Origin of the sequence: Fusicatenibacter faecihominis (assembly GCF_020686945.1) — a bacterium.
Classification (GTDB): Bacteria; Bacillota; Clostridia; order Lachnospirales; family Lachnospiraceae; genus Limivivens; species Limivivens faecihominis.
In genome coordinates this window covers 96,470-119,263 of sequence record NZ_JAJEPR010000008.1, presented here as the reverse complement: position 1 = coordinate 119,263, position 22,794 = coordinate 96,470, and the positions used below count along the sequence as shown (strand labels likewise).

Sequence of the window (22,794 nt, the reverse complement as noted above, 5' to 3'; positions counted from 1 at the left end):
GGGACATTTTTTATTTTACCATCTGAAAAGCAGAAGTATTTGTAAAGTCAATCTTTTCTATCGTTTCCAGACGGCCGCTGACCGTAATCGGGCAGACGCTCAGAGTGACTTCTTCCGCTCCCGCACGCAGCCGAAAAAACGAATGATACCATTTATAATCTTCCGGGCTCAGGGTATTATCCTCGGCATACAGATAGATCTCGTCAAAGCCGCCAATCTCCTGGGCAATCATCTTCACAATCTTTTCCGGAACAGGTTCAGAATACTTTTATCTTCTAATCTCCAGAAGCTTGTTTTTCAGTTCGTCTTCCAGTCGCTGCATCTCGGCTTCGGCAGCCTGGCGTTTTTCATGGCCCTCGGCCTGGATTTTCAGAACCTCGTCCAGCGTAGAAATCAGAGACTCGTTGGTCTGTTTCAGAGTCTCGATATCCACGATGCCGCGCTCGGATTCCTTAGCGGTTTCGATCGTAGCCATCTTAAGGGTCTGCGCATTTTTCTTCAGGAGCTCATTCGTCATATCTGTGACTTCTCTCTGAGACTCTGCCGCCTGACGGGAATGTTCCACACCAAGAGCCAAAACCATCTGACTTTTCCACAAAGGAATGGTGTTTACCACCGTAGACTGAATCTTTTCCACCATCTGCGTATCATTTCCCTGAACCAGACGGATCTGCGGTGCTGTCTGGAGAGAAATCATCCGGGTGAGCTCCAGATCATGAAGTTTTTTCTCAAAGCGGTTGCAGAAGCTGTCGAGATCCTTCGCCTCCTGGGCATCCTCCGGAAGGCCGCTGCGCTCTGCCTTTTCCATTAACTCCTTAAGGTCATTTTCCCGGACCTCCTGAAGCTTTTTCTTGCCTGCGAGAATGTACATGGAAAGTTCTTTGAAATAGGTTTTGTTCAGCTCGTACATCTTGTCCAGCATTGCAATGTCTTTCATGAGGACGACCTGATGATTCTGGAGGGCTTTCACGATCTTCGTGACATTTTCCTCGGCCTTGTCGTACTTGTTTTTCATGGTGTCCAGCTTGTTGGCGTTCTTTTTGAAAAAGCCGAAGAAGCCTTTTTCCTGCTCCTCTGCCGCGTCAAAGCTTTTGAGCTCCGTCACCACGCTGGAAAGCATATCGCCCACCTCGCCGAGATCCTTCGTCCGGACGTTTTCCAGAGCCGCCTCGGAAAAATCAGCCATTTTCTTCTGGGCTCCGGCCCCGTACTGGAGGATCATATTGTTGTTGGTCAGGTCGATCTGCTTCGCGAAGCTGTCCACCATTTTCCGCTCATCATCGTTCAAAATGCTCTCATCAAAAGCCGGTTTGACTGCCTCCGGAGCGGGAGCTGCCGGAACTTCCGGCTCTTTCTCAGCCTCTCCGAAGGGATCCAGGCTCAAAGTCGGCGTTGTTTCCAAATCTTTTAAATCCACACTCATCTTTTTTCTCCTTTATCTTTTCACTTTTACCTTATCAAAATCGCTTTCCGTCAGTCCTTCCTGAGCAAACATGTTGTGAAGGACGGAAATATCGGAAGAAATATCCCAGGCCGCCTCCTCAAAGAAGCTGTCTAGCAGTTTTTCAAAAGCCTGATCGATCGTGTCCAGTGTGTCCTCGATCTCTTTCTTGGAATTGACAATATTTTCTCCCTGGGAGGGCTGTCCGTCCAGCTCCTCATAAGCTTTCAGAAGCTTCACCGTCGTCGGAAGATAGTAATCCATAAATCTTCCCAGATCATCCACCAGCTCCGGATGCTGCTCCACGCGGTTGAAAATCTTGGAGATCACCAGCTCCAGCCGGGAAATTTTCTCGGAGATCTCCACGCCGGGAATCCGGTCGTTGCAGGTTTTGATCTCCTCGAGGTAAGCTCTTCCGGCGGCGATGGTCTTTTTCGCCTCCTCCGGAAGGTCTTTGCGGCGGCCGAATTTTTCTGCCTCCTCAGCTTTTCGTTTTTCCTCCTGCTGGCGCTCCTCCAGCTGTTTTTCAGCTGTCTGATACTGCTCATAGGCGGAGTCTGTCACCATAAGGCAGGTCTGATTTTTGTCGAGATGACCATGAAGGAAAAGCCGCTTGCGGATCATTTTTCCAAGGTCTTTTTTTACATATTCTTCGGATTTTCCAAGGGCATCCGCCAGCTCCTGAATCTGGCAGAACTCCCGCTCTCTAAGCTCTTCCACATATCTGCGGAAGCGGCGGCTCTGCCCCAGAAGGGAGGTTCCTTTGTAAGCCATGAAAGCGCTTCCCGCCACAAAGGGGGCCAGAACGCCGGTCGTTATCATGGCTGCCTGCAGATTCCGCGGGAGCACGATCGGAAGCGTGATTCCCAGAGCTATCACCAGAATACCCAGAAACGTGTACCCGCAGATGGCCAGCGCCATGCCGGTTCCTGTCAGTCCGCCCGGATTTTTAAAGCGCTCCCGAAGGAAATTTTTTCCTTTCTTCTCCCGTGCCTGCTCGTAACCCGGCTGAAAGCGGGTCGAGCGCATCGTGGAACGGCTGTATTCATAAGAAGTCTGCCCGCTGGAAGACGTTCCTTTTCCTTCTACGGTACCGCTGTAGACGGGACGGTCCGTGGACTTTTCCGTTCTACTATGGGCATCCGCAGTTCTGTCTGCCCGGTCGGAATATCTTTCCGTAGCTTCCCGGGTTTTATCATTGGCTTTATTTACGGCGTCCTGAACACTTTTCCCCACATTTTCCATGGCCTCGCCCACGGTCCGGGAAAGATCCTGGCTCAGTTTTCCAAAATCCCTGGATTCCAGCGCTTTCCGCACCATATCCTCGATCTCATCGCCGATCTGTGACCAGTTTTTGTCTGTCATAATTTGATCTTCCTTTTTTATCAGGCAAAATGCCTGTCATTGGCCTTATTATAACACGGCCCTTTTTCTTTGTGGGATTTTTTTGTGAAAAATGGGGTTGCATTTTCTGAAAGATGGGTATATGATACTTACATGATGTAATGTAGTTTTAAATACTACATGCAGAATTATTAAAAACTTTGTTCGTGAATGAAAGTGAGGAATCGATATGGATACTGTTTATACACGCGCCACAGAAACGCAGAAACCTTTTTTGAAAGATCCGGGAAGTGCGATCACTCATTTTATCGGCGTTGTTGCCGCAGCTTCCGGGGCCGCTCCTCTGCTGGTTCGGGCTCATCGGACAGGAAATCCGGTCTGCACAGCCTCCATGGCAGTCTTCATCACCAGCATGATCCTGCTCTACACTGCCAGCACACTCTATCATTCCCTTGATATTTCCGCCCGGGTCAACCGGGTTCTGAAGAAAATGGACCATTTCATGATTTTTATCCTGATCGCCGGATCCTACACGCCGCTCTGCATGGTGACGCTCCGTGACAGCGTAGGTCCGCTGATGTGTCTCATTGTCTGGTCAATCGCCGCTGTCGGCATCCTCATCAAAGCCTGCTGGATCACCTGTCCGAAATGGTTTTCTTCTATTATATATATCGGCATGGGCTGGGTCTGCCTCATGGGCTTCCCCGAGATTTTGAATGCTTTAAGCCCGGCAGCCTTTGGCTGGCTCCTCGCCGGAGGCATCATCTATACCGTGGGCGGCATTATCTACGCCCTGAAGCTTCCGATCTTCAACTCCCGCCACAAGAACTTCGGTTCCCACGAGATCTTCCATCTTTTCGTCATGGCCGGAAGCCTCTGCCACTATATCGTGATGTATTCCTTTGTAACCGCGTAAAAATGAGCCGCAGCATTTGTTTAGAAAAAGTGCTGCGGCTGTTTTTGTGGCTGTCATTGTATCTTTACAATCAGCTTCTTTTTCTCTTCCCTTGTCAGCTGCTTGATCTCCCATTCGCGGCGCATGGCCTCCTGTTTGGTGGGGTAGGTCTCGTAGTAGACCAGTGTGACGGGTAGACGGGAGCGGGTGTATTTGGCGCCTTTGCCGCTGTTATGGGTTCTGACGCGGCGCTCGACGTCTGTGGTCCAGCCGGTGTAGAGGGTACCATCACTGCACTGGACGATGTATGTATAGTTCATTTTGTCCATAGTGTCTCCAGATTTTTATGCAAATTTTTGCTCGACTATTTCTGTTAATTATTTTATTATAGGAAACAAATAACAGATTTTTGTTTGTTAAATATTTCTATATGTAAGGATGCCCACATTCTCCGGGCATCACATCTATCTATGAAGCAGCCGCCCTGTCTGGTATTTTTTCTGGCGGGCCGAATGCCCGATACTGCCTGTGAAGTGCTGCGGCTGCGGATTGTAAGGCAGTTCGTAACTGTTCAGTACCTTGGCTCCTGAATCGTTACGGCAGTTTTTTTTCTGATAATAGTATACGCGGAAAGCACCTCCCGGTGCAAGTCCGTTTCTTCTGTATTTTCCCTGCTAGCGTAAATCCCCGTAACTGCTTAACACCATCTTCAAAATACCGCCTGTCTGTCAATGCGGCGTATTCACCAGAATCCTGTTGTAGCAATATTTATCTTCCTCTCTCATTCCCCAAGAAACAAAAAGGGATCCACCGGGGTTCCATCTTTTGTCAGTTTGAAATAGAGGTTGCTGCCTTCCTCGCAGTAATACTTCGAGGGCTCGCTCACATAGCCGATGAGTCCGCCGTCTTCCACTACATCCCCTTCTTTTACGGAAACTTCCTTCAGCTGGCCATAGGTCAGTTCATAGCCGTTTCCGATATTCATAGATACTGTGGTTCCGGTCTCTTCATCTACTTTGACAGAATCTACAATACCCTTTGCCGCCGCGGCCACAGGGCTGCCCACGTCTGCACCGATGATCAGCGCCGGATTGTACTTATAGACCTTCAAGGTCGGGAAAAAAATCGAGCCGTCCATGCTGTAATCCAGAAGGACATTTCCTGCCACCGGCCAGTCTAGAGACGAATCCTCGGAAAAATTCACCGTTGCCTGGGTTCCGACAGCGGCCTGAACGCCAGTGGAAGCCGCGCTGGCCGTCTCGCCGACTGTCTCATCCACAGTCGGCCCCGTCACATTTTTCACCAGATCCTCCGGATTTTCCACTACTTCTCCCACGAGATCCGAACCGCTCACCTTCGCGTCCTGACCGTCCACAGCCGTGTCATCCGCAGGCTTGGCATTTTTCGCCGCGTTAGCGTCCTGAATCCTGGCCTCCTCCTCCAGATCCGTGGTCTGTTCGACCTGCTCTTTCGTGTTTTCCGCCTGATTCAGGGTGTAAACTGTGGTAAATGCGGCGGCGCCCATCAGACAAAGGCTGAAAACCAGAGCGGTGCCGTGTTTTTTCATAAAAAGTCTTGTGTTCATGTTCTGCATACTCTTCACCTCATCTTATTCGATCTGTTCACCAATAGGATTGACCAGATCTTCGGCAAATATACAGAAAAAACTCCGGGCGAAATTTTCCACCCGGAGTCTGAAAATTTTTTTATTTATTTCTCAGGCATGATTACCTTGTCAAGGTGCCACAGCTCGTCTACATACTCCTGAATCGTACGGTCAGAAGTAAATTTACCGCTGCATGCCATGTTCAGCATAGCCATCCGTGCCCAGCCTTTCTCGTCACGGTAAGCCTTCTCAACCTCGCGCTGAGCTGCTGCGTAGGACTTGAAGTCAGCCAGGATAAAGTAGGTATCTGCTCTGTCGCTGCTCTTCGTATTCAGAAGAGAATTGTACAGATCGCGGAATCTCTCAGTGTCATCCGGCGCATACTCACCATTGATGAGCTGCATCAGGACACGGCGGATATCCTGGTCGTTGTTGAAGTAATCCATCGGATTGTAGCCGCCATGATTCTCATAGTCGATAACCTGCTGTGCGGTCAGACCGAAAATAAAGGCGTTCTCTTTTCCAACTTCCTGAACGATCTCCACGTTTGCACCGTCCATGGTTCCCAGAGTCGGAGCGCCGTTCAGCATAAACTTCATGTTACCGGTACCGGAAGCCTCTTTACTTGCGGTAGATATCTGCTCAGATACATCGGCTGCTGCGAAGATCAGCTCTGCGTTGGATACGCGGTAGTCCTCGATGAAGACAACCTTCAGTTTTCCGTTGATGGAAGCGTCGTTGTTGACAACGTCAGCCACGGAGTTGATGAGCTTGATAGTCAGTTTTGCACGACGGTAGCCAGCTGCTGCCTTTGCACCAAAGATAAAGGTTCTCGGATAGAAATCCATCTCCGGATGATCCTTGATCTGGTTGTAAAGGTACATTACATGCAGAATGTTCATCAGCTGACGTTTGTACTCATGGAGACGTTTTACCTGTACATCGAAGATGGATCTCGGATCTACTTCGATGCCATTGTGCTCTCTGATATATTTTGCCAGGCGAACCTTATTCTGATACTTGATGTTCATAAATTCCTGCTGCGCCTTGGGATCGTCCACATAAACAGCCATCTTGTGGATCTCCGGAAGGTTGGTGATCCAGCCGTCGCCAATGTGGGCAGTTACCCATTTTGCCAGCAGCGGGTTTCCGTGAAGAAGGAATCTTCTCTGGGTGATACCGTTGGTCTTGTTATTGAATTTCTCCGGCATCATCTCATAGAAATCTTTCAGCTCCTGTTTTTTCAGGATCTCGGTATGAAGAACGGCAACACCGTTTACGGAATAACCGGCAGCGATGGCCAGATGAGCCATTTTTACCTGTCCGTCGTAGATGATTGCCATTTTGCGGATCTTGTCCTGGTTGCCCGGATATTTTGCCTTGATCTCCTCAATGAAACGACGGTTGATCTCCTCGATGATCTGATAGATACGCGGAAGCAGGCGGCTGAAAAGCTCGATGGGCCATTTCTCCAGTGCCTCAGCCATGATCGTATGGTTGGTGTAAGCACAGGTCTTGGTGGTAACTTCCCAGGCCTCGTCCCAGCCTAAGCCTTCCTCATCCATGAGGATACGCATGAGCTCGGCAACCGCTACGGTCGGGTGGGTATCGTTCAGCTGGAAAGTTGCCTTCTCATAGAATTTGCGGATGTCGCTGTGTTTCTTTTTATACTTTGTAATAGCAGCCTGCACACTGGCAGAAATGAAGAAATACTGCTGTTTCAGACGAAGCTCTTTACCTGCGTAATGCTCGTCTGCCGGATAAAGAACCTCGACGATGTTCTTTGCCAGGTTCTCCTGCTCAACGGCGTTCATATAATCGCCCTTGTTGAAGGAATCCAGCTGGAAGTCCACGATAGCCTCTGCATCCCATACACGGAGGGTATTTACCACACCGTTGTTGTAACCAACGATGGGAATATCAAAGGGAACGGCACGAACGGACTGATAGCCCTCCTGAATGAAGTTGTTGCGGTGATTTTTCTCATCGTACTCCACACGCACATAACCGCCGAATTTTACCTCTTTGGCGTACTCCGGACGGCGAAGCTCGAAGGGGTTGCCGTTTTTCAGCCAGTTATCCGGCACCTCTATCTGATAACCGTCTTCAATTTTCTGTTTGAACATTCCGTAACGGTAACGGATGCCACAGCCATAAGCTGCATAGTTTAAAGTTGCCAGAGAATCCAGGAAGCAGGCAGCCAGACGGCCCAGGCCACCGTTACCAAGAGCCGCATCCGGCTCCTGGTCCTCGATGACGTTCAGGTCAAAGCCCAGCTCATCCAGAGCTTCTTTTACCTCGTCATATTCTGTCAGGTTGATCAGGTTGTTACCCATGGCACGGCCCATCAGGAACTCCATGGACATATAGTAAACGTATTTCGGATCCTGTTTCTCGTACTCTTTCTGGGTCATCATCCAGTTATCAATGATGGTATCCTTCACCGCATAGGACACTGCCTGGAAGATCTGCTGTTTGTCAGCCTCCTCAATGTTCTTGCGGTAAAGTTTTTTTACATTATCCTTTACTTCTGCAATAAAAGCCTGCTTGTCAAATTTCTGCATGACTGCCTCCTTTTTATCCTTGGTACTTAACATCACTGTTTTTTCACACCAAGCGTTACATTTTCGCCGTTGATGTTCCACTCTTTGGTGTAGCCGTCAACGGAACCCAGAACAATATCGTCTGCCAGAACTTCTTTTTTCAGTTCGTCGGCATGTTTTTTTAAGAGTCCCAGAATCTTCTCGTTCTCCGCAGCGTAAACCACGATGCGGTCCATAACCTCGAAGCCTGCCTCTTTACGCATGGTCTGTACTTTACTGATGATCTCACGCACAAAACCTTCCTCGATCAGTTCCGGTGTCAGATTGGTGTCCAAAGCTACGGTAACTTCGCCCTCCTGAGCGGATACATAGCCCTCGGTCTGTGCGGTCTCAATCAGAAGATCGCTTTCTAATAATACGACCTTCTCTCCGTTAATGTCAAGGGTGAGCTGTCCGTCTGCCTTGAGCTCGTCCATGGCTGCATTTCCGTCCAGCTCGGAGAGAGCTTTCCTGATGCCACCCAGCAGTTTGCCGTATTTCGGTCCAACGGTCTTCAGCTGCGGTTTGAAGCTGTAGGACGTGAAGGCGCGTACGTCATCGGTAAAGGTAACTTTTTTGGAGTTCAGCTCATCGCGGATGATATCCTGGAAGTAATCCGGCAGAGCCACCGGAGCCTTGACAAACATGTTTACGATGGGCTGACGGTTCTTGATATTGGCGGTATTTCTGCAGGCACGTCCCATAACGACGATCTCCAGAACCTCATCCATATCTTTTTCCAGCTCTTTGTCGATCTGGCTCTCATCCACAGTCGGGAAATCGCAGAGGTGAATGCTCTCCGGAGCGGAAGCGTCAACCTTGCGTACCAGGTTCTGGTAAATATCCTCGGTCATGAAGGGAATCATCGGAGCAGCTGCCTTGGAAACGGTCACAAGGGCGGTGTAGAGAGTCAGATAAGCGTTGATCTTATCCTGCTCCATGCCTTTTGCCCAGAAACGCTCACGGCTGCGGCGTACATACCAGTTACTCATATCGTCCACGAAATCCTGGAGAACATTGGCTGCCTCGGGGATCTTGTAAGCTCCCAGATTCTTATCCACATCTTTCACCATGCTGTTCATCTTGGAAAGGAGCCATTTATCCATAACGGACAGTTTCTCATAATCCATTGTATATCTGGTCGGATCGAAATTGTCGATATTTGCATACAGTACATAGAAAGCATAGGTATTCCACAGGGTTCCCAGGAACTTTCTCTGGCCTTCCATTACGGCTTTTCCGTGGAAACGCTTCGGAATCCAGGGAGCGCCGGCGGTGTAGAAATACCAGCGGATGCTGTCTGCACCGTAGGTGTTCAACGCATCGAAGGGATCTACGGCATTTCCTTTAGACTTACTCATCTTCTGGCCGTTCTCATCCTGTACATGGCCCATAACGATAACGTTCTCGAAGGGAGCCTTGTTAAAGAGCAGGGTGGAGATTGCCATCAGGGAGTAGAACCATCCTCTGGTCTGGTCTACAGCCTCGGAGATGAATTTTGCCGGGAACTGCTGTTTGAAAAGTTCCTGGTTTTCAAAGGGATAATGATGCTGTGCGAAGGGCATGGAACCGGAATCGAACCAGCAGTCGATCACCTCCGGAACACGGTGCATCTGTTTGCCGCATTTCGGGCATTTGATGGTAACGGCATCGATATACGGGCGGTGAAGCTCAATATCATCCGGGCAGTTATCGGACATGGATTTCAGCTCGGCGATGCTTCCGATGGAATGCTGATGGCCGCACTCACACTGCCAGATGTTCAGCGGAGTTCCCCAGTAACGGTTACGGCTGATGCCCCAGTCCTGTACGTTCTCCAGCCAGTCGCCAAAACGGCCTTTACCGATGCTCTCAGGAATCCAGTTTACGGTGTTGTTGTTGCGGATCAGGTCGTCCTTCACAGCAGTCATCTTGATAAACCAGGACTCGCGTGCATAGTAGATCAGCGGAGTGTCGCATCTCCAGCAGTGCGGGTAGCTGTGCTCAAATTTCGGAGCGGCGAAGAGAAGGCCTCTCTTGTCCAGATCTTCCAGAACCATCGGATCTGCTTTCTTGCAGAAAACGCCGGCCCAGGGAGTTTCCGGAGTCATCTCACCTTTGGCGTCTACCAGCTGCAGAAGCGGCAGGTCATATTTCTTACCAACCTTGGAGTCGTCCTCACCGAAAGCCGGTGCAATATGAACGACGCCAGTACCATCGCTCATGGTTACATAGGTATCGCAGACAACGTAGTACGCTTTTTTCTTCAGCTCTTTGAAGTTATAGAGCGGCTCATATTCTTTGTATTCCAGATCTTTTCCTTTGTAGGTCTCCAGAACCTCGTAGGAACATTCGCCCAGAACCTTGTCAGCCAGAGCCTGTGCCAGGTAGTAAACGGTTCCGTCTTCCACTTTTACCTTCACATAGGTCTCATCCGGGTTTACGCAGAGAGCCACGTTGGAGGGAAGGGTCCACGGTGTCGTGGTCCAGGCCAGGATATAAGCGTCCTCGCCCACCACTTTGAATTTTGCAATGGCAGAACGTTCTTTGACATCTTTATAGCCCTGAGCCACCTCATGGCTGGAAAGCGGGGTACCGCAGCGCGGGCAGTAGGGAACAATCTTATAACCTTCATAGAGGAGACCTTTTTCCCAGATCTGTTTCAGTGCCCACCACTCGGACTCGATGAAGTTGTTCTCGTAGGTAACGTAGGGATGCTCCATATCAGCCCAGAAACCAACGGTGTTGGAGAAATCCTCCCACATACCTTTGTATTTCCATACGCTCTCTTTACAGTGTTTGATGAAGGGCTCCACTCCGTACTGCTCGATCTGCTCTTTTCCGTCCAGACCCAGCATTTTCTCTACTTCCAGCTCAACCGGAAGACCGTGGGTATCCCAGCCTGCTTTACGGGGAACCATTTTTCCCTTCATGGCCTGGTAACGCGGGATCATATCTTTGATAACACGGGTCTCTACATGGCCGATGTGTGGTTTTCCGTTGGCCGTAGGCGGTCCGTCGTAGAAGGTGTAGGTCTCACCTTTTTTACGGTTGTCGATACTCTTCTCAAAGATATGGTTCTCTTCCCAGAATTTTTCCACTTTTTTCTCGCGTTCCACAAAATTCATACTTGTGGGGACTTTGTCATACATGTGTGAGTTCTCCTTTCTCTTGAGGACGTTCAGAGTATTAGCAAAATGAAAATCCATCCTATTGCAAACAAGTTTGCATAGTCTGTTTTTTCATTTTGCTGATACTCTGAACTGTTGGTGAAAATTAAAAAGCTCCCATCCGTAAAAGGATGAGAGCATACTCGCAATCACAAAACCACCTGTTACACATTTTTCACATACTATCATATGTGTTCCCTGTAACGGGGGAATCCCGTCAGGATCTACTGGTCTTCAACCCTGAAACTCCGAAGTGATCTTCTGTCTTCCCTACTAATACCGGGCTTACACCCTCCCCGGCTCGCTGAAACGTTTGACAGCCTTACGCTGCGCCGGTCTCCCGGCAGAAAACATACTCTCTTCATCCACGTTTTTCCTCATGTCGCTTTATTATAGAACAGGATTTTGCAAAAAGTCAAGCCCATTCCCGAAAACATCTTTGCTTTTTGGCGGAAAAACTGCTATAATTCCTTCTTACAGAGATACTTTATAAAAAGGAGGATTTTTTCATGGTATATAAGACAAAAGGTGTCTGTTCCCAGTCCATCGATGTGGAAGTGGAGAACGGCATCGTAAAACACGTTCAGTTCACCGGCGGCTGCAACGGAAACACCCAGGGCGTTTCCAGACTGATCGAAGGCATGGATGCAAAAGAGGCAATCAAACGTCTGGAAGGCATTCGCTGCGGCATGCGTCCCACCTCCTGCCCGGATCAGCTGGCTCAGGCCTTAAAGCTCATCCTTGCAGAGGAAACGAAATAATTGAACTCATGAAAATAATAACGGCGGCTGTGTTTTTGCACAGCCGCCGCGTTTTTTATGTATTATTTTGTCCAGATGGAACCGTAGAAAGCTTTTGCCTGAGCGATCTGGGAATCCGTGATCTTATTCAGCGCATTGGTGATGGCTTCAAAGGTCTGCGGGCAGGTGCTCTTTAAGGTAGCAGGGTTCAGTGTGTACTCTCTGAAACACTCTGCGAAATACTCAGACGCGTTCTGTACTGCGTAAACACGTCTGCTTCCGGTGAAGGAATTTTTCTCCTGCTGGTAGATGGACTGGAAGTTTGCCTTGGTATCTACGTTTCCTGCAAGGAAAGCTACAAAGTGACCGATCTCATGATAAATTGTATCGCTTTCCTCTCTCAGTGTGATGTTCTGTTTTCTCGCATCGAAGTAACCTGCGTAGGAAACGGTTCCGTCGATCGTGATATCGAAGTGAAGCTCCTGATAAGCCTTCATGACTCTGGAGTCAAGAAGAGGAGCCAGGGTAGCAACGGGAACGTTGTACGGGGTGGTGTTCTTCTTTGCAGAAGCGGTTGTCGTTGCTGCTTTCTGAACTGATGCTGTCGTGGTTCCACCGGAGTTTGCGGCGGTCTTTGTTACAGTAGTGATGGTGGTCTTGATCTTCTTGGTGGTGATCATGGTCATCTTTTTGGAGTTTTTCTTGTATCTCTTTGTGACATAAGTGGTAGTCACTCTATTGGTAGTAGTCGTTGCTGCTCTGGAAGTCTTTGTGATTGTAGGACTCTTCACAGACTTGGGTTTGCTCTTCTGTGTGTAGGTCTTGGTGGATTTCTTTTTCAGATTTACCACTTTCTTGGTGGTGGAAGTCTGTGTCTTCACAGAAGTCTTCGGTGCGGAAGTAAGGGGCACTTCATCCTCATCGATGGAGATCTGATCGTCCAGATCTACAAAACTTGTAAGCTCCGGAACATCTGATTTCTGTCCGTTATCCACAGCCCAGGCGCCGGTACCGAGCACTGCTGCTGCCAGAAGAATACATCCGACTCTTTTTGCTTTCTGATTGTTTAGTAACTGTTTTAAATTCTTTCCTTTCATCTCTTGCGCCCTCCTTTTGATCGGAACGGGACGAATTTTGAATTGCAATAAAAATACCGCTTCTCGGACTTATAAAAGAACAGAGAGCGGCTGCCTAAACTAATACGCATTCTGCAAATCTAGCTTCGTCTTTCCTAAACTTTGCATTAAATGTGGCAACCGGCTGTCATAGTCTCACGACCTTAGACCCTTGGCTTTGCGTCCCTGCTTTTCAACAGGTTTGCCCTTGTTTTTTATAATTCATATTAAGTATATACATCTTCCCCCAGGTTTGTCAATCCCATTTCCTGACATTTTTCCTTTTTCTTTTCCCTGGAATCTGCTATACTGGTGCCAAAGGGCAAAAGTTCAAAAAGTCTTTGTGCTTGGGCCCCGCCAAACATGAGAAGGAGCATTTTTATGAACCACCGGCAATTTTTCCGTTCTCCGGTTCCTTTCCTTTTTCTTATACTCGTTCTGACCCTCTCCGGCTGTTCCAAAAAAGGAAGCAGCGAAGCTTCTTCCTCCTTTACGCCGGGTGAAACCCGCGTTCTGGTTCCCCAGGCCGACGGCAGCAATACCATCGGCGGCGACCCCCTGCTTCTGGATCTTTCTCACACGGATCAGGGATATTTCATTGGAACCATGTCAGGAGACGGCGGAAAAATCAATATCCAGCTCATTGGGCCGGACAACGTGACCTATAAGTATTTCATCGAAGAGGCAGACAGCCCCACAGTCTTTCCTTTCACCGCTGGCAGCGGAAGCTACACCCTTATGGCCTTCCAGAATATTTCAGAAGATCAGTATGCCTCCCTTTTCAGCCAGGTGATCGACGTGGAACTGACAAATGATTTTCTTCCTTTTCTTTATCCCAATCAGTATGTAAATTTCAGTCAGGACAGCAAGGCCGTTTCTCTGGCCGCTCAGCTGACTTCCGGTCTTACTTCCGATGTGGAGGCCCTCACTGCTATCTACGAATATGTCACAGCCAATATCACCTATGACAATGAGAAGGCAGCCACCGTTTCCGGAAATTATCTGCCCGATATCGACGAGACCCTTTCCACAAAAAAAGGAATCTGCTTTGACTATGCCTCTCTGACGGCCGCCATGCTGCGTTCCATCGGCATCCCGGCAAAACTGGCCATCGGCTACAGCGCCTCTGTCCGCCATGCCTGGATCGACGTTTACATCCAGTCCGTCGGCTGGGTGGAACGGGCCGTGGAGTTCAACGGGGATGAATGGAAACTGATGGACCCCACTTTTGCAGCCACTGGTACCGATGAAAGTATTCAGGAATATATCGGAGACGGAGACAACTACATCACAGAGTATATTCGATAAACACGCATATTGTTGTGAGGTATTATAATATGAAAGAAAAGAAAATGACCAACCCGGAGCTGATCTATCTTTGCCGTCAGCTCTCCATGCTTTTAAAGGCAGGAATCTCCCTTCTGGAAGGCATTTCTATCCTGCGGGATGATGCCGACACGAAAGACGGGCAAAAAATTCTGTCCGTCATTTACGACGAACTGCTGGAAACCGGAGATATTCAATCTGCACTGGAAAAAACCGAAGTTTTTCCTTCCTATTTTGTTCACATGGTAAAAATGGGCGAGCTCTCCGGAAATCTGGATGACACCTTCGCTTCCCTGGCCGCCCATTATGAGCGGGAAGAGGCCCTGACCGGCAGCATCCGGGACGCTCTGACTTATCCTCTGATCATGCTGGGCATGCTCTCTGCGGTCCTCCTTGTGCTGATCGTAAAAGTCATGCCGGTTTTTGACCAGGTCTTTCAGGAGCTCGGAGTGGAAATGAGCGGAGCCGCAGCGGGCGTTCTTCACCTTGGAAACGGACTTCGGCGGTATGCCCTTGTCTTTCTGATTCTCTTCCTTCTTCTGGCTGTCGGTCTTCTCTATCTGACCCGCACCACAAAAGGACGCATACAGCTTCGGACGATCGCCCGGAAATTTCCGCTTTCCCGCCGCCTGATGTATGATACCTCCTGTGCCCGCTTTGCTTCCGGAATGTCCGTAGCGTTGAAAAGCGGCCTGGACACGGAGGAAGGCTTTGACCTCGTGACCCAGCTCGTGGATGATCCCGATTTTTGCCAGAAGATTGCTTCTGCCCGGGAAGCCATTCAGAATGGAGAGGATTTTTCCGACGCTCTGAACAAAGCGGGCATTTTCTCTGGCATAGATGCCCGGATGGTATCTGTCGGTTTCCGGGCCGGAGCGGCAGACAGCGCTCTTTCCGATATTGCTTCCCGGTTACAGACTGAGACGGACGAAAAGCTCCAGAGTCTGGCCGGACTTCTGGAACCCACGCTGGTGGCTGTCCTTTCTGTCTTGGTGGGACTGATCCTGCTCTCCGTCATGCTTCCGCTGGTAAATGTAATGTCAAACATCGGATAAGGCCTGTCTGGGAAGGAAGGATACTGCTATGAATCGATTTCAGAAAAAACGGGGATTTTCTCTAAGCCAGCTGACCCTGCCTGCTTCCATCTTAATTTTCCTGCTGATTTTTCTTCTGTTTTATAAGGGCGTGGGTTCAGTTTCTCAGACGGCTTCCGAACAGCAGATGGAAAATCTTCAGCAGGCGATCCGGCGAAGCACCGTCCACTGTTATGCGGTGGAGGGAAGTTATCCGGAAAGTCTGGATTATCTCAAAGAACATTACGGGATCACCTACGACCCGGAAAAATATATTGTGGACTACGAAATCATCGGCTCCAATCTGATGCCCGATGTAAAAGTTTTTGCCCGGAAATAGAAAGGAGACTTGTCATGGATCTGAAAAATGCCCGGAAGCATTCCACAGACATACTTTTTGTCCTGCTGCTTTTCCTAGTATTTACCTCTTCCGCCCTGGCCGTCATTCTGCTTGGCGCGAAAGTCTATCAGAATACCGCTTCCCGGATGGAAAGCAATTATACGGTCCGGACGGCCCTTGCCTATGTGACGGAAAAAATCCGGCATGCCGATGAGAGCGGCGCCATTTCTCCCGGCGAACTGGACGGGCTTCCCGCCCTCATCCTTTCCCAGGAAATTGAGGGGACTTCCTACCGGACCTATCTCTATTTTCAGGATGGAGCTTTAAAAGAACTTCTGACGGAAGCTTCCAGAGAAGTCACCCCGGAGCAGGGAACGGCCATCGTGTCTCTCGCTGGTTTTTCCATAGAAAAAACGGAGGACGGTTTTTATTCTGTCCGGGCAGAGGATGCGAATGGCGAGGTGCTTTCTGCCTATATCCGACCCAGAACGGAGGTGGCCAATAGCAATGCATGAGAGAAAAAGCAGCTCCAGTCTGTTTCTGATGGAGCTTATCATTGTACTGTTTTTCTTCCTTCTGACTGCGGCGATCTGCATCCAGGTCTTTGCCCGAGCTCATTCCATCAGCCGCTCTTCCCTGGAACTCAGCCACGCCCAGAGTCTCTGTGCCAGCGCCGCGGAAGTTTTTTCCGGCACGGATGGAAGTGCAGAAGCCTTTCTGGAAAAATTTCCCGAAGGAATAACGGCAGAACAGGGAGTTGAACTGTTTTATGATGAAAATTTCCAGAGCTCCAGAGAAAACGAGGCAAAATACCACCTGACAGTGGAGACCAATTCATCCGGGACTGACAGCCGTAGTGCAGTTATCCGCTTTTTAAGCGGAGACGCAGAAATTTACTCTCTCACGGTCTGCCGCCATATCCCGCTGACAGCCGAAAAGGAGGGAAATTCATGAAAAAAAAGACTTCCCGGCCTCTTCTGACTGCCGGAACTTCCACCCTGCTTCTGATTTTCCTCTCCCTCTGTCTTCTCACCTTTGCGGTGCTTTCTCTTCTCAGCGCCCGGGCAGACCGAAACTTAAGCCGGAAGACTGCCGACCGGACCACGGCTTATTATGAGGCCTGCAACCAGGCAGAGAATCGAATTGGGGAAATTGGTGGAATTTTAGAAAAAATATGGAAAAATACAGAGGGAGAAGAAATGTATTTTCAGGAAATTGAGATACATTTTGAAGATGCAGAAAATTCTGAGAGTGAAACCGGTAATTCGATATATTCCTGGGATTCTGCTTCCCGCACACTTTCGTTTTCCGTACCGCTGGCAGATACCCAGGTACTGGCTGTCAGTCTTACCCTCCGCTATCCCGAGGAAGGCGGCACTTTTTACACCGTCACCACCTGGAAAACCGTGAACACCGCAGACTGGACGCCGGACACCCGCCAGAACGTCTATGTACAGACAGAAACCGCAGAGAAAGGAACTGATAAAACCTATGAGTGAAACAACCATAAATGCCGCGGAGATTCTTCATGATGCCACCGCCGTCGGGGCTTCCGACATCTTTATTGTCGCCGGTCTTCCCCTTTCTTACCGGGTCAACGGCGTTCTTTTTCATAAGGGGGAACGGCTGATGCCCGACAGCACGGAGGCTTTCATCCGGCAGATCTACGATCTCACCCGCTCCCACACCATCGACACCTTCCTGAAAAACGGCGACGATGATTTTTCTTTTTCCATTCCCGGTCTTTCCCGTTTCCGGGTGAGTACCTATAAGCAGCGTGGCTCTCTGGCCGCCGTCATCCGCGTCATCACCTTTGAGCTTCCAAATCCCACCCAGCTTGGGATTCCCAATGCCGTCATGGCCCTTTCCGAATACACCAAAGGCATGGTTCTCGTCACCGGCCCGGCCGGAAGCGGAAAATCCACGACGCTGGCCTGCCTGGTAGACCGGATCAACACCACCAAGCAGGACCACATCATCACTCTGGAGGACCCCCTCGAATACCTGCACCACCATAAGGAAAGCATCGTGAGTCAGCGTGAGATTTCCACCGATACGGAAAATTATCTGGTGGCTTTAAGAGCTGCCCTTCGTCAGAGTCCGGATGTGATCCTCCTCGGAGAAATGCGTGATTTCGAGACAATCCAGACCGCCATGACCGCGGCGGAAACCGGCCATCTGGTGCTGTCGAGTCTGCATACCATCGGCGCGGCAAACACTATCAGCCGTATCATTGACGTTTTTGATGCCTCCCAGCAGCGCCAGATCGCAGTCCAGCTCTCCATGGTACTGAAGGCCGTCGTCTCCCAGCAGCTGGTTCCCGCCAAAAACGGCACGCTGGTTCCGGCTTTTGAGATCATGGCCATGACCCCGGCCATCAGCAACATGATCCGCGACAACAAGGTGCATCAGATCGACGGCATCATCTACACCTCCGCCAGGGAGGATATGATCTCTATGGACAACAGCCTTCTGAATCTTTACCGGAAGGGCATCATCACCCAGGAAACCGTCATTCAGTATTGCACGAACCCTGAGATGACGAGGAAAAAATTATAATTATCTATCCCATTTATCGCAAAGGGAATTGATCTGGCTGGTAAATCTGGCCAGATCTTTGTTTGCGCCGCCCTCGTTGTGGCGGATCACCGTCAGCAGACGCTGGCCGGCCGCCAGAAGTCTGGCAAAGGGCGTATTGGCTTTAAGGCCCTGAATTGCATCCTGAGCTCTGGTTTCGGGTTTCTTAATCCGAACCGGAGCTTCTTCTTTTTCCCAGCAGCCGTTTTTCAGATCAAAAACCGAACCGCTGTAGGGCGCCTGGGCATCCAGTCCAAAGGTTTCATGAATCAGCTTTGCAAAGCCGTCGATGACCGAATCGTCTCCATGGACCACAAACACTTTTTCCGGCTTTTTCTCAAAAGCGCCCAGCCATTCCAGAAGGCCTTCCCTGTCCGCATGGCCGCTGATGCCATTCAGTTTACAGATCTCCGCTCTCACCTCGATCTCCTCACCAAAAAGCTTCACCTTATCCGCGCCTTCAATGATGGACCTTCCCAGCGTTCCCACTGCCTGATAACCCACGAAGAGAACCGTACTTTCCGGCCTCCAGAGGTTGTGTTTCAGATGGTGCTTGATTCTGCCTGCCTCGCACATGCCGCTGGCGGAAAGAATCACTTTCGGATTCGGATCAAAGTTGATATTTTTGGAATCATCGCTGGTGACAGAGGTTCGAAGGCCGTCAAAACCAATGGGGTTGATGCCTTTTTTCACCAGCTCCATGGCCTCTTCATCGTAATCGTCCCACATATGCTTCTGAAAGATCGTCGTCGCCTCCAGCGCCAGCGGACTGTCCACAAAGACCTGGAAACCGTCATGATTTTTCACCAGATGGTCCTCCTTAATCTTTCGGATGAAATACAGCATCTCCTGGGTCCGCCCCACAGCAAAGGAAGGAATCACCAGATTGCCGCCCCGGTCAAAGGTCCGCTGCATGATAGCTGCCAGCTCTTTCACATAATCCGGCTTCGGGCCATGGCTCCGGTCGCCATAGGTGGATTCCATCACCACATAGTCCGCTTCTTTCAGATATTCCGGGTCCCGGATTAAAGGCTGATGTTTATTTCCGATATCGCCGGAAAAAACGATCTTTTTCTCGATGCCTTCCTCCGTCACCCAGACCTCAATGGAGGCCGAGCCCAGAAGATGGCCCGCGTCCACAAAACGAATCCGTACATTTTCGTTTACATGATACTCTTTTCCATAAGGCAGACCCACCAGACACTGGATAGCCCCTTCGGCATCATTCATGTCATATAAGGGAAGAACTTCCGCTTTTCCGGCTCTCCGGCCTTTCCGGTTCCGCCACTCCGCCTCAAACATCTGAATGTGGGCGCTGTCACGAAGCATGATCTGACAGAGATCCCTTGTGGCCTCTGTGGTAAAAATCTGTCCCCGGAACCCTCTCTGATAAAGAAGCGGCAGATTGCCGGAGTGATCGATGTGCGCGTGAGTCAGAAGCACTGCCTCGATCTCGCTGGCCGCCACCGGAATCTCCTGATTTTCAAATTCATCCGGTCCCTGCTCCATACCGCAGTCAATCAGAAGCTTGTGCTCCCCCACTTCCAGATAAAAACAGCTGCCTGTCACCTCATGTGTTGCTCCCAGAAAAGTAAGTCTCATAGAATGCACCTCCCGTCTATCTGATCCGGGACCAGTTTCTGATTTCTGCAAGGTCCCGAAATATCATCAAGTTCACAGAATACACTTTTTATACTTCTATTATACCTGTTTTTTATGAGTTTTGTTCATTAAATTCAGGTTTTAGAAGGATTTTTTGTGCGAAAAAAGTGTAAAAAAGAGCGCCGCCAGACCTCCAGCGGCACCCTCTCAGAGACTTCTCTTATAATTCTGATTTGTTTTTCAAAAAACCGGAGATACATACGCCAGCTTCCTGACTCGTCAGAAATGGAATCCGGCGGGGTCCTCCTCTTAAAATCGTTTTCAGCATCCCGTCGTTTCCTTCTATATTCCCGGGCAAGATGTAAAACTGGTCAAACCGTCTGTTTTTCTCCCCGAGATCTGTAATGAAAGAATCGGAAACCTTCTCACTGCAACCGCTCTCGTTCATCGAAATAACCCGAAGGTCCGCAAGATAGGGCTTCAAATCTTCTCTCAGTTCTTTCTCTTTTGTTTTGATATCCGCATTTCCCAGCAGCAGTGTTCCTAATACATAACTGCCGTCATATTTTCCATTATGCCCTTTGCACAGGATAAAATCATTATACAGGCAGCATCTCATTCCGCAGGTGTGGTCTTCCTGACAGACACAAGCGCTACATGGCAGCTCCGCCCCCGCGGGTTTTACCGCCATCAGACAGTCCATTCCTTTCTTGGAGGTCTCACAAGGTCCATGATACAAAACCAGATTTCCTTTTGGGCCGTGATCCAGACATTTCACCCAGATGTTCCAGCCCTTCTCCTGAAGCACAACTGTTTCCCCGGCTTTCAGTATCTGTACCTTTTCTGCTTTGGAAAGCTCCGGCAGATTTTCCGCCGTGTCTCCGTAAGGAATGAGCACCCGCTCCACTTTATTGGTCTTCAGAAGTTTCCCAACCTTCTTCAGATCTTCCGGATGCAGGTTTTCCAGGAGCAGCATCGTGATGACTGCTTTTTCCAGTCTGAAAAATTCTCCCACATGAGCCTCTTCCTCAAGCGGTCTTCCATCGGAACATAAGCTACAGAGACAAAATTCCCCTTTTTCTCCGCTGGCACTTACTGTATGCACGACTCCCCTTGCCGTGTTCTGAAATAAATGGCGAAAATATAATGCGTTCATACTCTTTCTCTTCCCTTTTTTTGCAACGCCCCCCAGAAATGGAAGGCGTTTTTCCCTTTTCATTGTTTTCTGGTTACTGGTTATTGATTACTGGTTATTGCTTATTCTTTTTCTCTTTCCACCACAAAAGGTAATGTAAAATTTCATGCGGTTATTTTTTCAGTTGTGGAGGATATACTTTTTTATTTCCGTTACACCTAAATAAATATGTAATTAGCCGATGTAGATGGCGCTGGTGCAGGTGGTGCAGGATTCTACGGTACTGCCTTTCTTGGCAATATGTGATCCTCTGACTCTATAATAATACCCCTTCGACACATAAAAACTTACACCTGCGCTTACTTTATAAGCATTATACGCAATATTTGAATGCGTCTTAACTGTTCCCCATCCGCTATTACCTAATCGCTCTAAATAAAGATATACCTGTACTTTATCACTTGTCCGATTACAATTTGTATGACCAGACACATAAACCACACCGCCACCTTTATCTGTTATTCCAGATATTCCATTAGAAAGATATGTTCCAAAAGGAATAATATCTCCTTCTAAAGAGTTTTGAAGTATTAATGGTTTTTCATCAAAAGCACTTTCGTCACTTGTTAATAGCGATCCATCTACTATTTCTCCATCTAAAGGCCCTTGTGCTTTTCCACTTATTACTGTCAAATTCGCAAAGAACATAATGGCTAAAACCAATAGGAACAAATTTTTTGTTTTTTTCATTATTCCTCCTTTGATTGAAATTTTACATCACATTATTTAATACGTTCTCTCTTTTATTTTATGACGTGTGTTTTTATTTTTTATTTAAAAAATTTTAAAATGCTACTGAAGCAATCATCTTTTTAAATTCATCTTCTGGCATATTTCCGCTTATCATATAATACGCATTATTATATTCAAATCCTGAAGCAAAAGATTCTTGATCGCCATCCACTTTCCAAATCTTAGTTTTTATTTCCTTTGAATGGATATCAATAGAATCAATTATTTCTCCATCGAATTTCTGACTGTGACTTGATGTTAAACTTTCTTTATACATATAGACAGTAATAATAGAATTATTATATCTATAGTAAATAATTGCCATACCATCCTCTTGGTCTATTAGATAACTATCATAATACATACCATTAGGAATATATATTATCTTTAAAGCATCTATTCCTAACTCATTCTTTATCAAATCAAATGCTTTTTGTTCTGAAAATTCTTCTGAATATTTTGTGCCATCCTCACTTACATCTATATTAGTTCTTAATTCTTCACCTACTAAACTATTCCACACACTCAAAACTTTCTCCCTATTCGCCTCACTACTCATACTCAGCACAAACACCCCCACCGCCACAACAGCAGCTCCAGCCACACCTTTAAATATCTTATGAATAACGGCAGATCGTTTCTTCTTGGGGTTGTTGAGGAGTTCGCGGCCGAGGCGCAGAGCTTCCCTGTCTTCGGCGGACAGCTGATCTTCCGGGCTTTCTTCCCAGATGCCTTTCTTTTTCAGCTCGCCTACGATATCGTCAAATAACTGCTGTTTTTCTTCCGGTTTCATGCGGGGAGCGCCGAGGGCTTCCTCCTCCTGAAACTCTTTCTCAGCCTGGTCGGCCACATGGATCAGATCCTGACGGATTTTCTCATCCATTTCCTTGTCTTCCGCCATTTCCCGAGTGACGTACAGACTCTCTACTTTCTCTTTTTCCAAATCTCTATCCCTTTTCAAATTCCTGTCCTCTTCTGCGTTTCCGCGCTGTTTTCTCCGGTTTCTTTCCTGTTTCCCTTCTTGACTTTTTCCCATAACAGTATAAGATGTAATGTAGAATCTCTGTAACTGTGAAA

Annotated in this window: 21 protein-coding genes and 1 riboswitch; of the genes, 9 read left to right on the top strand and 12 right to left on the bottom strand. The window is 48.5% G+C overall.

Going from position 1 to position 22,794, the window contains the following annotated elements; genetic code table 11:
• Nucleotides 1-10: 10 nt before the first annotated feature.
• From LKD71_RS06965 to LKD71_RS06955, 3 genes are read right to left on the bottom strand one after another with little or no spacing between them, the layout of a single operon-like run.
• Nucleotides 11-238 (bottom strand): hypothetical protein, encoded by a 228-nt coding sequence (locus LKD71_RS06965; protein WP_227614877.1) that lies wholly within the window; start codon nucleotides 236-238, stop codon nucleotides 11-13.
• 30 nt (nucleotides 239-268) lie between these two features.
• Nucleotides 269-1,423, bottom strand: coding sequence for a toxic anion resistance protein (locus LKD71_RS06960; RefSeq protein ID WP_227614876.1), 1,155 nt, complete (start codon nucleotides 1,421-1,423; stop codon nucleotides 269-271).
• 12 nt (nucleotides 1,424-1,435) lie between these two features.
• A complete protein-coding gene (locus tag LKD71_RS06955; RefSeq protein WP_227614875.1) occupies nucleotides 1,436-2,806 on the bottom strand; it encodes a 5-bromo-4-chloroindolyl phosphate hydrolysis family protein in 1,371 nt (456 codons plus the stop codon).
• Between the two features lie 208 nt (nucleotides 2,807-3,014).
• Between LKD71_RS06955 and trhA the strand changes: the two genes are divergently transcribed.
• On the top strand, nucleotides 3,015-3,701 hold the full coding sequence (gene trhA / locus LKD71_RS06950; protein WP_227614874.1) for a PAQR family membrane homeostasis protein TrhA: 687 nt from the start codon (nucleotides 3,015-3,017) through the stop codon (nucleotides 3,699-3,701).
• A gap of 53 nt (nucleotides 3,702-3,754) precedes the next feature.
• Here the strand turns inward: trhA and LKD71_RS06945 are convergent, their stop codons facing one another.
• The 4 genes from LKD71_RS06945 to ileS form a co-directional block, all read right to left on the bottom strand.
• Nucleotides 3,755-4,000, bottom strand: a complete 246-nt coding sequence (locus LKD71_RS06945; protein WP_227614891.1) for a GIY-YIG nuclease family protein — start codon at nucleotides 3,998-4,000, stop codon at nucleotides 3,755-3,757.
• A 461-nt stretch (nucleotides 4,001-4,461) separates the two neighbouring features.
• Nucleotides 4,462-5,274, bottom strand: coding sequence for a M23 family metallopeptidase (locus tag LKD71_RS06940; protein ID WP_227614873.1), 813 nt, complete (start codon nucleotides 5,272-5,274; stop codon nucleotides 4,462-4,464).
• Between the two features lie 116 nt (nucleotides 5,275-5,390).
• On the bottom strand, nucleotides 5,391-7,850 hold the full coding sequence (locus LKD71_RS06935) for a glycogen/starch/alpha-glucan phosphorylase (protein ID WP_227614872.1): 2,460 nt from the start codon (nucleotides 7,848-7,850) through the stop codon (nucleotides 5,391-5,393).
• Between the two features lie 32 nt (nucleotides 7,851-7,882).
• Complete coding sequence (gene ileS, locus LKD71_RS06930) at nucleotides 7,883-10,999, bottom strand: isoleucine--tRNA ligase (protein WP_227614871.1); 3,117 nt, start codon at nucleotides 10,997-10,999, stop codon at nucleotides 7,883-7,885.
• 527 nt (nucleotides 11,000-11,526) lie between these two features.
• On the opposite strand from ileS, the gene LKD71_RS06925 reads away from it, so the two are divergent.
• Nucleotides 11,527-11,778 (top strand): TIGR03905 family TSCPD domain-containing protein, encoded by a 252-nt coding sequence (locus LKD71_RS06925; protein ID WP_178044901.1) that lies wholly within the window; start codon nucleotides 11,527-11,529, stop codon nucleotides 11,776-11,778.
• Between the two features lie 62 nt (nucleotides 11,779-11,840).
• Here LKD71_RS06925 and LKD71_RS06920 read toward each other — a convergent pair whose 3' ends face one another.
• Entirely contained in the window at nucleotides 11,841-12,854 is a 1,014-nt protein-coding gene (locus tag LKD71_RS06920; RefSeq protein WP_227614870.1) for an anthrax toxin lethal factor-related metalloendopeptidase, read from the bottom strand.
• Between the two features lie 151 nt (nucleotides 12,855-13,005).
• A riboswitch (cyclic di-GMP riboswitch) is annotated at nucleotides 13,006-13,089 on the bottom strand.
• 164 nt (nucleotides 13,090-13,253) lie between these two features.
• Here LKD71_RS06920 and LKD71_RS06915 point away from each other — a divergent pair.
• Genes LKD71_RS06915 through LKD71_RS06885 form a run of 7 tightly spaced genes read left to right on the top strand, consistent with a single transcriptional unit; the run spans nucleotide 13,254 to nucleotide 18,170 of the window.
• Entirely contained in the window at nucleotides 13,254-14,180 is a 927-nt protein-coding gene (locus tag LKD71_RS06915; protein WP_227614869.1) for a transglutaminase-like domain-containing protein, read from the top strand.
• A 29-nt stretch (nucleotides 14,181-14,209) separates the two neighbouring features.
• The gene (locus LKD71_RS06910; RefSeq protein ID WP_227614868.1) at nucleotides 14,210-15,253 is read left to right on the top strand and encodes a type II secretion system F family protein; all 1,044 of its coding nucleotides are present in this window, start codon (nucleotides 14,210-14,212) and stop codon (nucleotides 15,251-15,253) included.
• A gap of 28 nt (nucleotides 15,254-15,281) precedes the next feature.
• A complete protein-coding gene (locus LKD71_RS06905) occupies nucleotides 15,282-15,611 on the top strand; it encodes a hypothetical protein (RefSeq protein WP_178044898.1) in 330 nt (109 codons plus the stop codon).
• 14 nt (nucleotides 15,612-15,625) lie between these two features.
• Nucleotides 15,626-16,126, top strand: coding sequence for a DUF4860 domain-containing protein (locus tag LKD71_RS06900; RefSeq protein ID WP_227614867.1), 501 nt, complete (start codon nucleotides 15,626-15,628; stop codon nucleotides 16,124-16,126).
• The gene (locus tag LKD71_RS06895; protein ID WP_227614866.1) at nucleotides 16,119-16,565 is read left to right on the top strand and encodes a hypothetical protein; all 447 of its coding nucleotides are present in this window, start codon (nucleotides 16,119-16,121) and stop codon (nucleotides 16,563-16,565) included. Before LKD71_RS06900 ends, LKD71_RS06895 begins: the two co-directional genes overlap by 8 nt.
• Entirely contained in the window at nucleotides 16,562-17,110 is a 549-nt protein-coding gene (locus LKD71_RS06890; protein ID WP_227614865.1) for a hypothetical protein, read from the top strand. Before LKD71_RS06895 ends, LKD71_RS06890 begins: the two co-directional genes overlap by 4 nt.
• A gap of 7 nt (nucleotides 17,111-17,117) precedes the next feature.
• Nucleotides 17,118-18,170 carry a type IV pilus twitching motility protein PilT gene (locus tag LKD71_RS06885; protein WP_431835015.1) on the top strand — a complete coding sequence of 351 codons (1,053 nt, stop codon included), beginning with the start codon at nucleotides 17,118-17,120 and terminating at the stop codon, nucleotides 18,168-18,170.
• Here LKD71_RS06885 and LKD71_RS06880 read toward each other — a convergent pair whose 3' ends face one another.
• The 4 genes from LKD71_RS06880 to LKD71_RS06865 all read right to left on the bottom strand — a co-directional run bounded on the left by LKD71_RS06880 (nucleotide 18,171) and on the right by LKD71_RS06865 (nucleotide 22,678).
• Entirely contained in the window at nucleotides 18,171-19,790 is a 1,620-nt protein-coding gene (locus LKD71_RS06880) for an MBL fold metallo-hydrolase RNA specificity domain-containing protein (RefSeq protein WP_227614863.1), read from the bottom strand.
• Between the two features lie 220 nt (nucleotides 19,791-20,010).
• Nucleotides 20,011-20,946, bottom strand: coding sequence for a hypothetical protein (locus LKD71_RS06875; RefSeq protein WP_227614862.1), 936 nt, complete (start codon nucleotides 20,944-20,946; stop codon nucleotides 20,011-20,013).
• Nucleotides 20,947-21,159: 213 nt separating this feature from the next.
• Nucleotides 21,160-21,675, bottom strand: a complete 516-nt coding sequence (locus tag LKD71_RS06870) for a DUF6147 family protein (RefSeq protein WP_227614861.1) — start codon at nucleotides 21,673-21,675, stop codon at nucleotides 21,160-21,162.
• Between the two features lie 94 nt (nucleotides 21,676-21,769).
• Nucleotides 21,770-22,678 carry a DUF4367 domain-containing protein gene (locus LKD71_RS06865; protein WP_227614860.1) on the bottom strand — a complete coding sequence of 303 codons (909 nt, stop codon included), beginning with the start codon at nucleotides 22,676-22,678 and terminating at the stop codon, nucleotides 21,770-21,772.
• Nucleotides 22,679-22,794: the final 116 nt, after the last annotated feature.

Excerpts from the sequence above, each read along its gene's own strand:
- LKD71_RS06875 (WP_227614862.1), bottom strand. The coding sequence starts at position 20,946 with ATGAACGCATTATATTTTCGCCATTTATTTCAGAACACGGCAAGGGGA.
- LKD71_RS06890 (WP_227614865.1), top strand. The coding sequence starts at position 16,562 with ATGAAAAAAAAGACTTCCCGGCCTCTTCTGACTGCCGGAACTTCCACC.
- LKD71_RS06945 (WP_227614891.1), bottom strand. The coding sequence starts at position 4,000 with ATGAACTATACATACATCGTCCAGTGCAGTGATGGTACCCTCTACACC.
- LKD71_RS06900 (WP_227614867.1), top strand. The coding sequence starts at position 15,626 with ATGGATCTGAAAAATGCCCGGAAGCATTCCACAGACATACTTTTTGTC.
- LKD71_RS06915 (WP_227614869.1), top strand. The coding sequence starts at position 13,254 with ATGAACCACCGGCAATTTTTCCGTTCTCCGGTTCCTTTCCTTTTTCTT.
- LKD71_RS06940 (WP_227614873.1), bottom strand. The coding sequence starts at position 5,274 with ATGCAGAACATGAACACAAGACTTTTTATGAAAAAACACGGCACCGCT.
- LKD71_RS06905 (WP_178044898.1), top strand. The coding sequence starts at position 15,282 with ATGAATCGATTTCAGAAAAAACGGGGATTTTCTCTAAGCCAGCTGACC.
- trhA (WP_227614874.1), top strand. The coding sequence starts at position 3,015 with ATGGATACTGTTTATACACGCGCCACAGAAACGCAGAAACCTTTTTTG.
- LKD71_RS06960 (WP_227614876.1), bottom strand. The coding sequence starts at position 1,423 with ATGAGTGTGGATTTAAAAGATTTGGAAACAACGCCGACTTTGAGCCTG.
- LKD71_RS06880 (WP_227614863.1), bottom strand. The coding sequence starts at position 19,790 with ATGAGACTTACTTTTCTGGGAGCAACACATGAGGTGACAGGCAGCTGT.
- LKD71_RS06935 (WP_227614872.1), bottom strand. The coding sequence starts at position 7,850 with ATGCAGAAATTTGACAAGCAGGCTTTTATTGCAGAAGTAAAGGATAAT.
- ileS (WP_227614871.1), bottom strand. The coding sequence starts at position 10,999 with ATGTATGACAAAGTCCCCACAAGTATGAATTTTGTGGAACGCGAGAAA.
- LKD71_RS06895 (WP_227614866.1), top strand. The coding sequence starts at position 16,119 with ATGCATGAGAGAAAAAGCAGCTCCAGTCTGTTTCTGATGGAGCTTATC.
- LKD71_RS06920 (WP_227614870.1), bottom strand. The coding sequence starts at position 12,854 with ATGAAAGGAAAGAATTTAAAACAGTTACTAAACAATCAGAAAGCAAAA.
- LKD71_RS06870 (WP_227614861.1), bottom strand. The coding sequence starts at position 21,675 with ATGAAAAAAACAAAAAATTTGTTCCTATTGGTTTTAGCCATTATGTTC.
- LKD71_RS06910 (WP_227614868.1), top strand. The coding sequence starts at position 14,210 with ATGAAAGAAAAGAAAATGACCAACCCGGAGCTGATCTATCTTTGCCGT.
- LKD71_RS06955 (WP_227614875.1), bottom strand. The coding sequence starts at position 2,806 with ATGACAGACAAAAACTGGTCACAGATCGGCGATGAGATCGAGGATATG.
- LKD71_RS06925 (WP_178044901.1), top strand. The coding sequence starts at position 11,527 with ATGGTATATAAGACAAAAGGTGTCTGTTCCCAGTCCATCGATGTGGAA.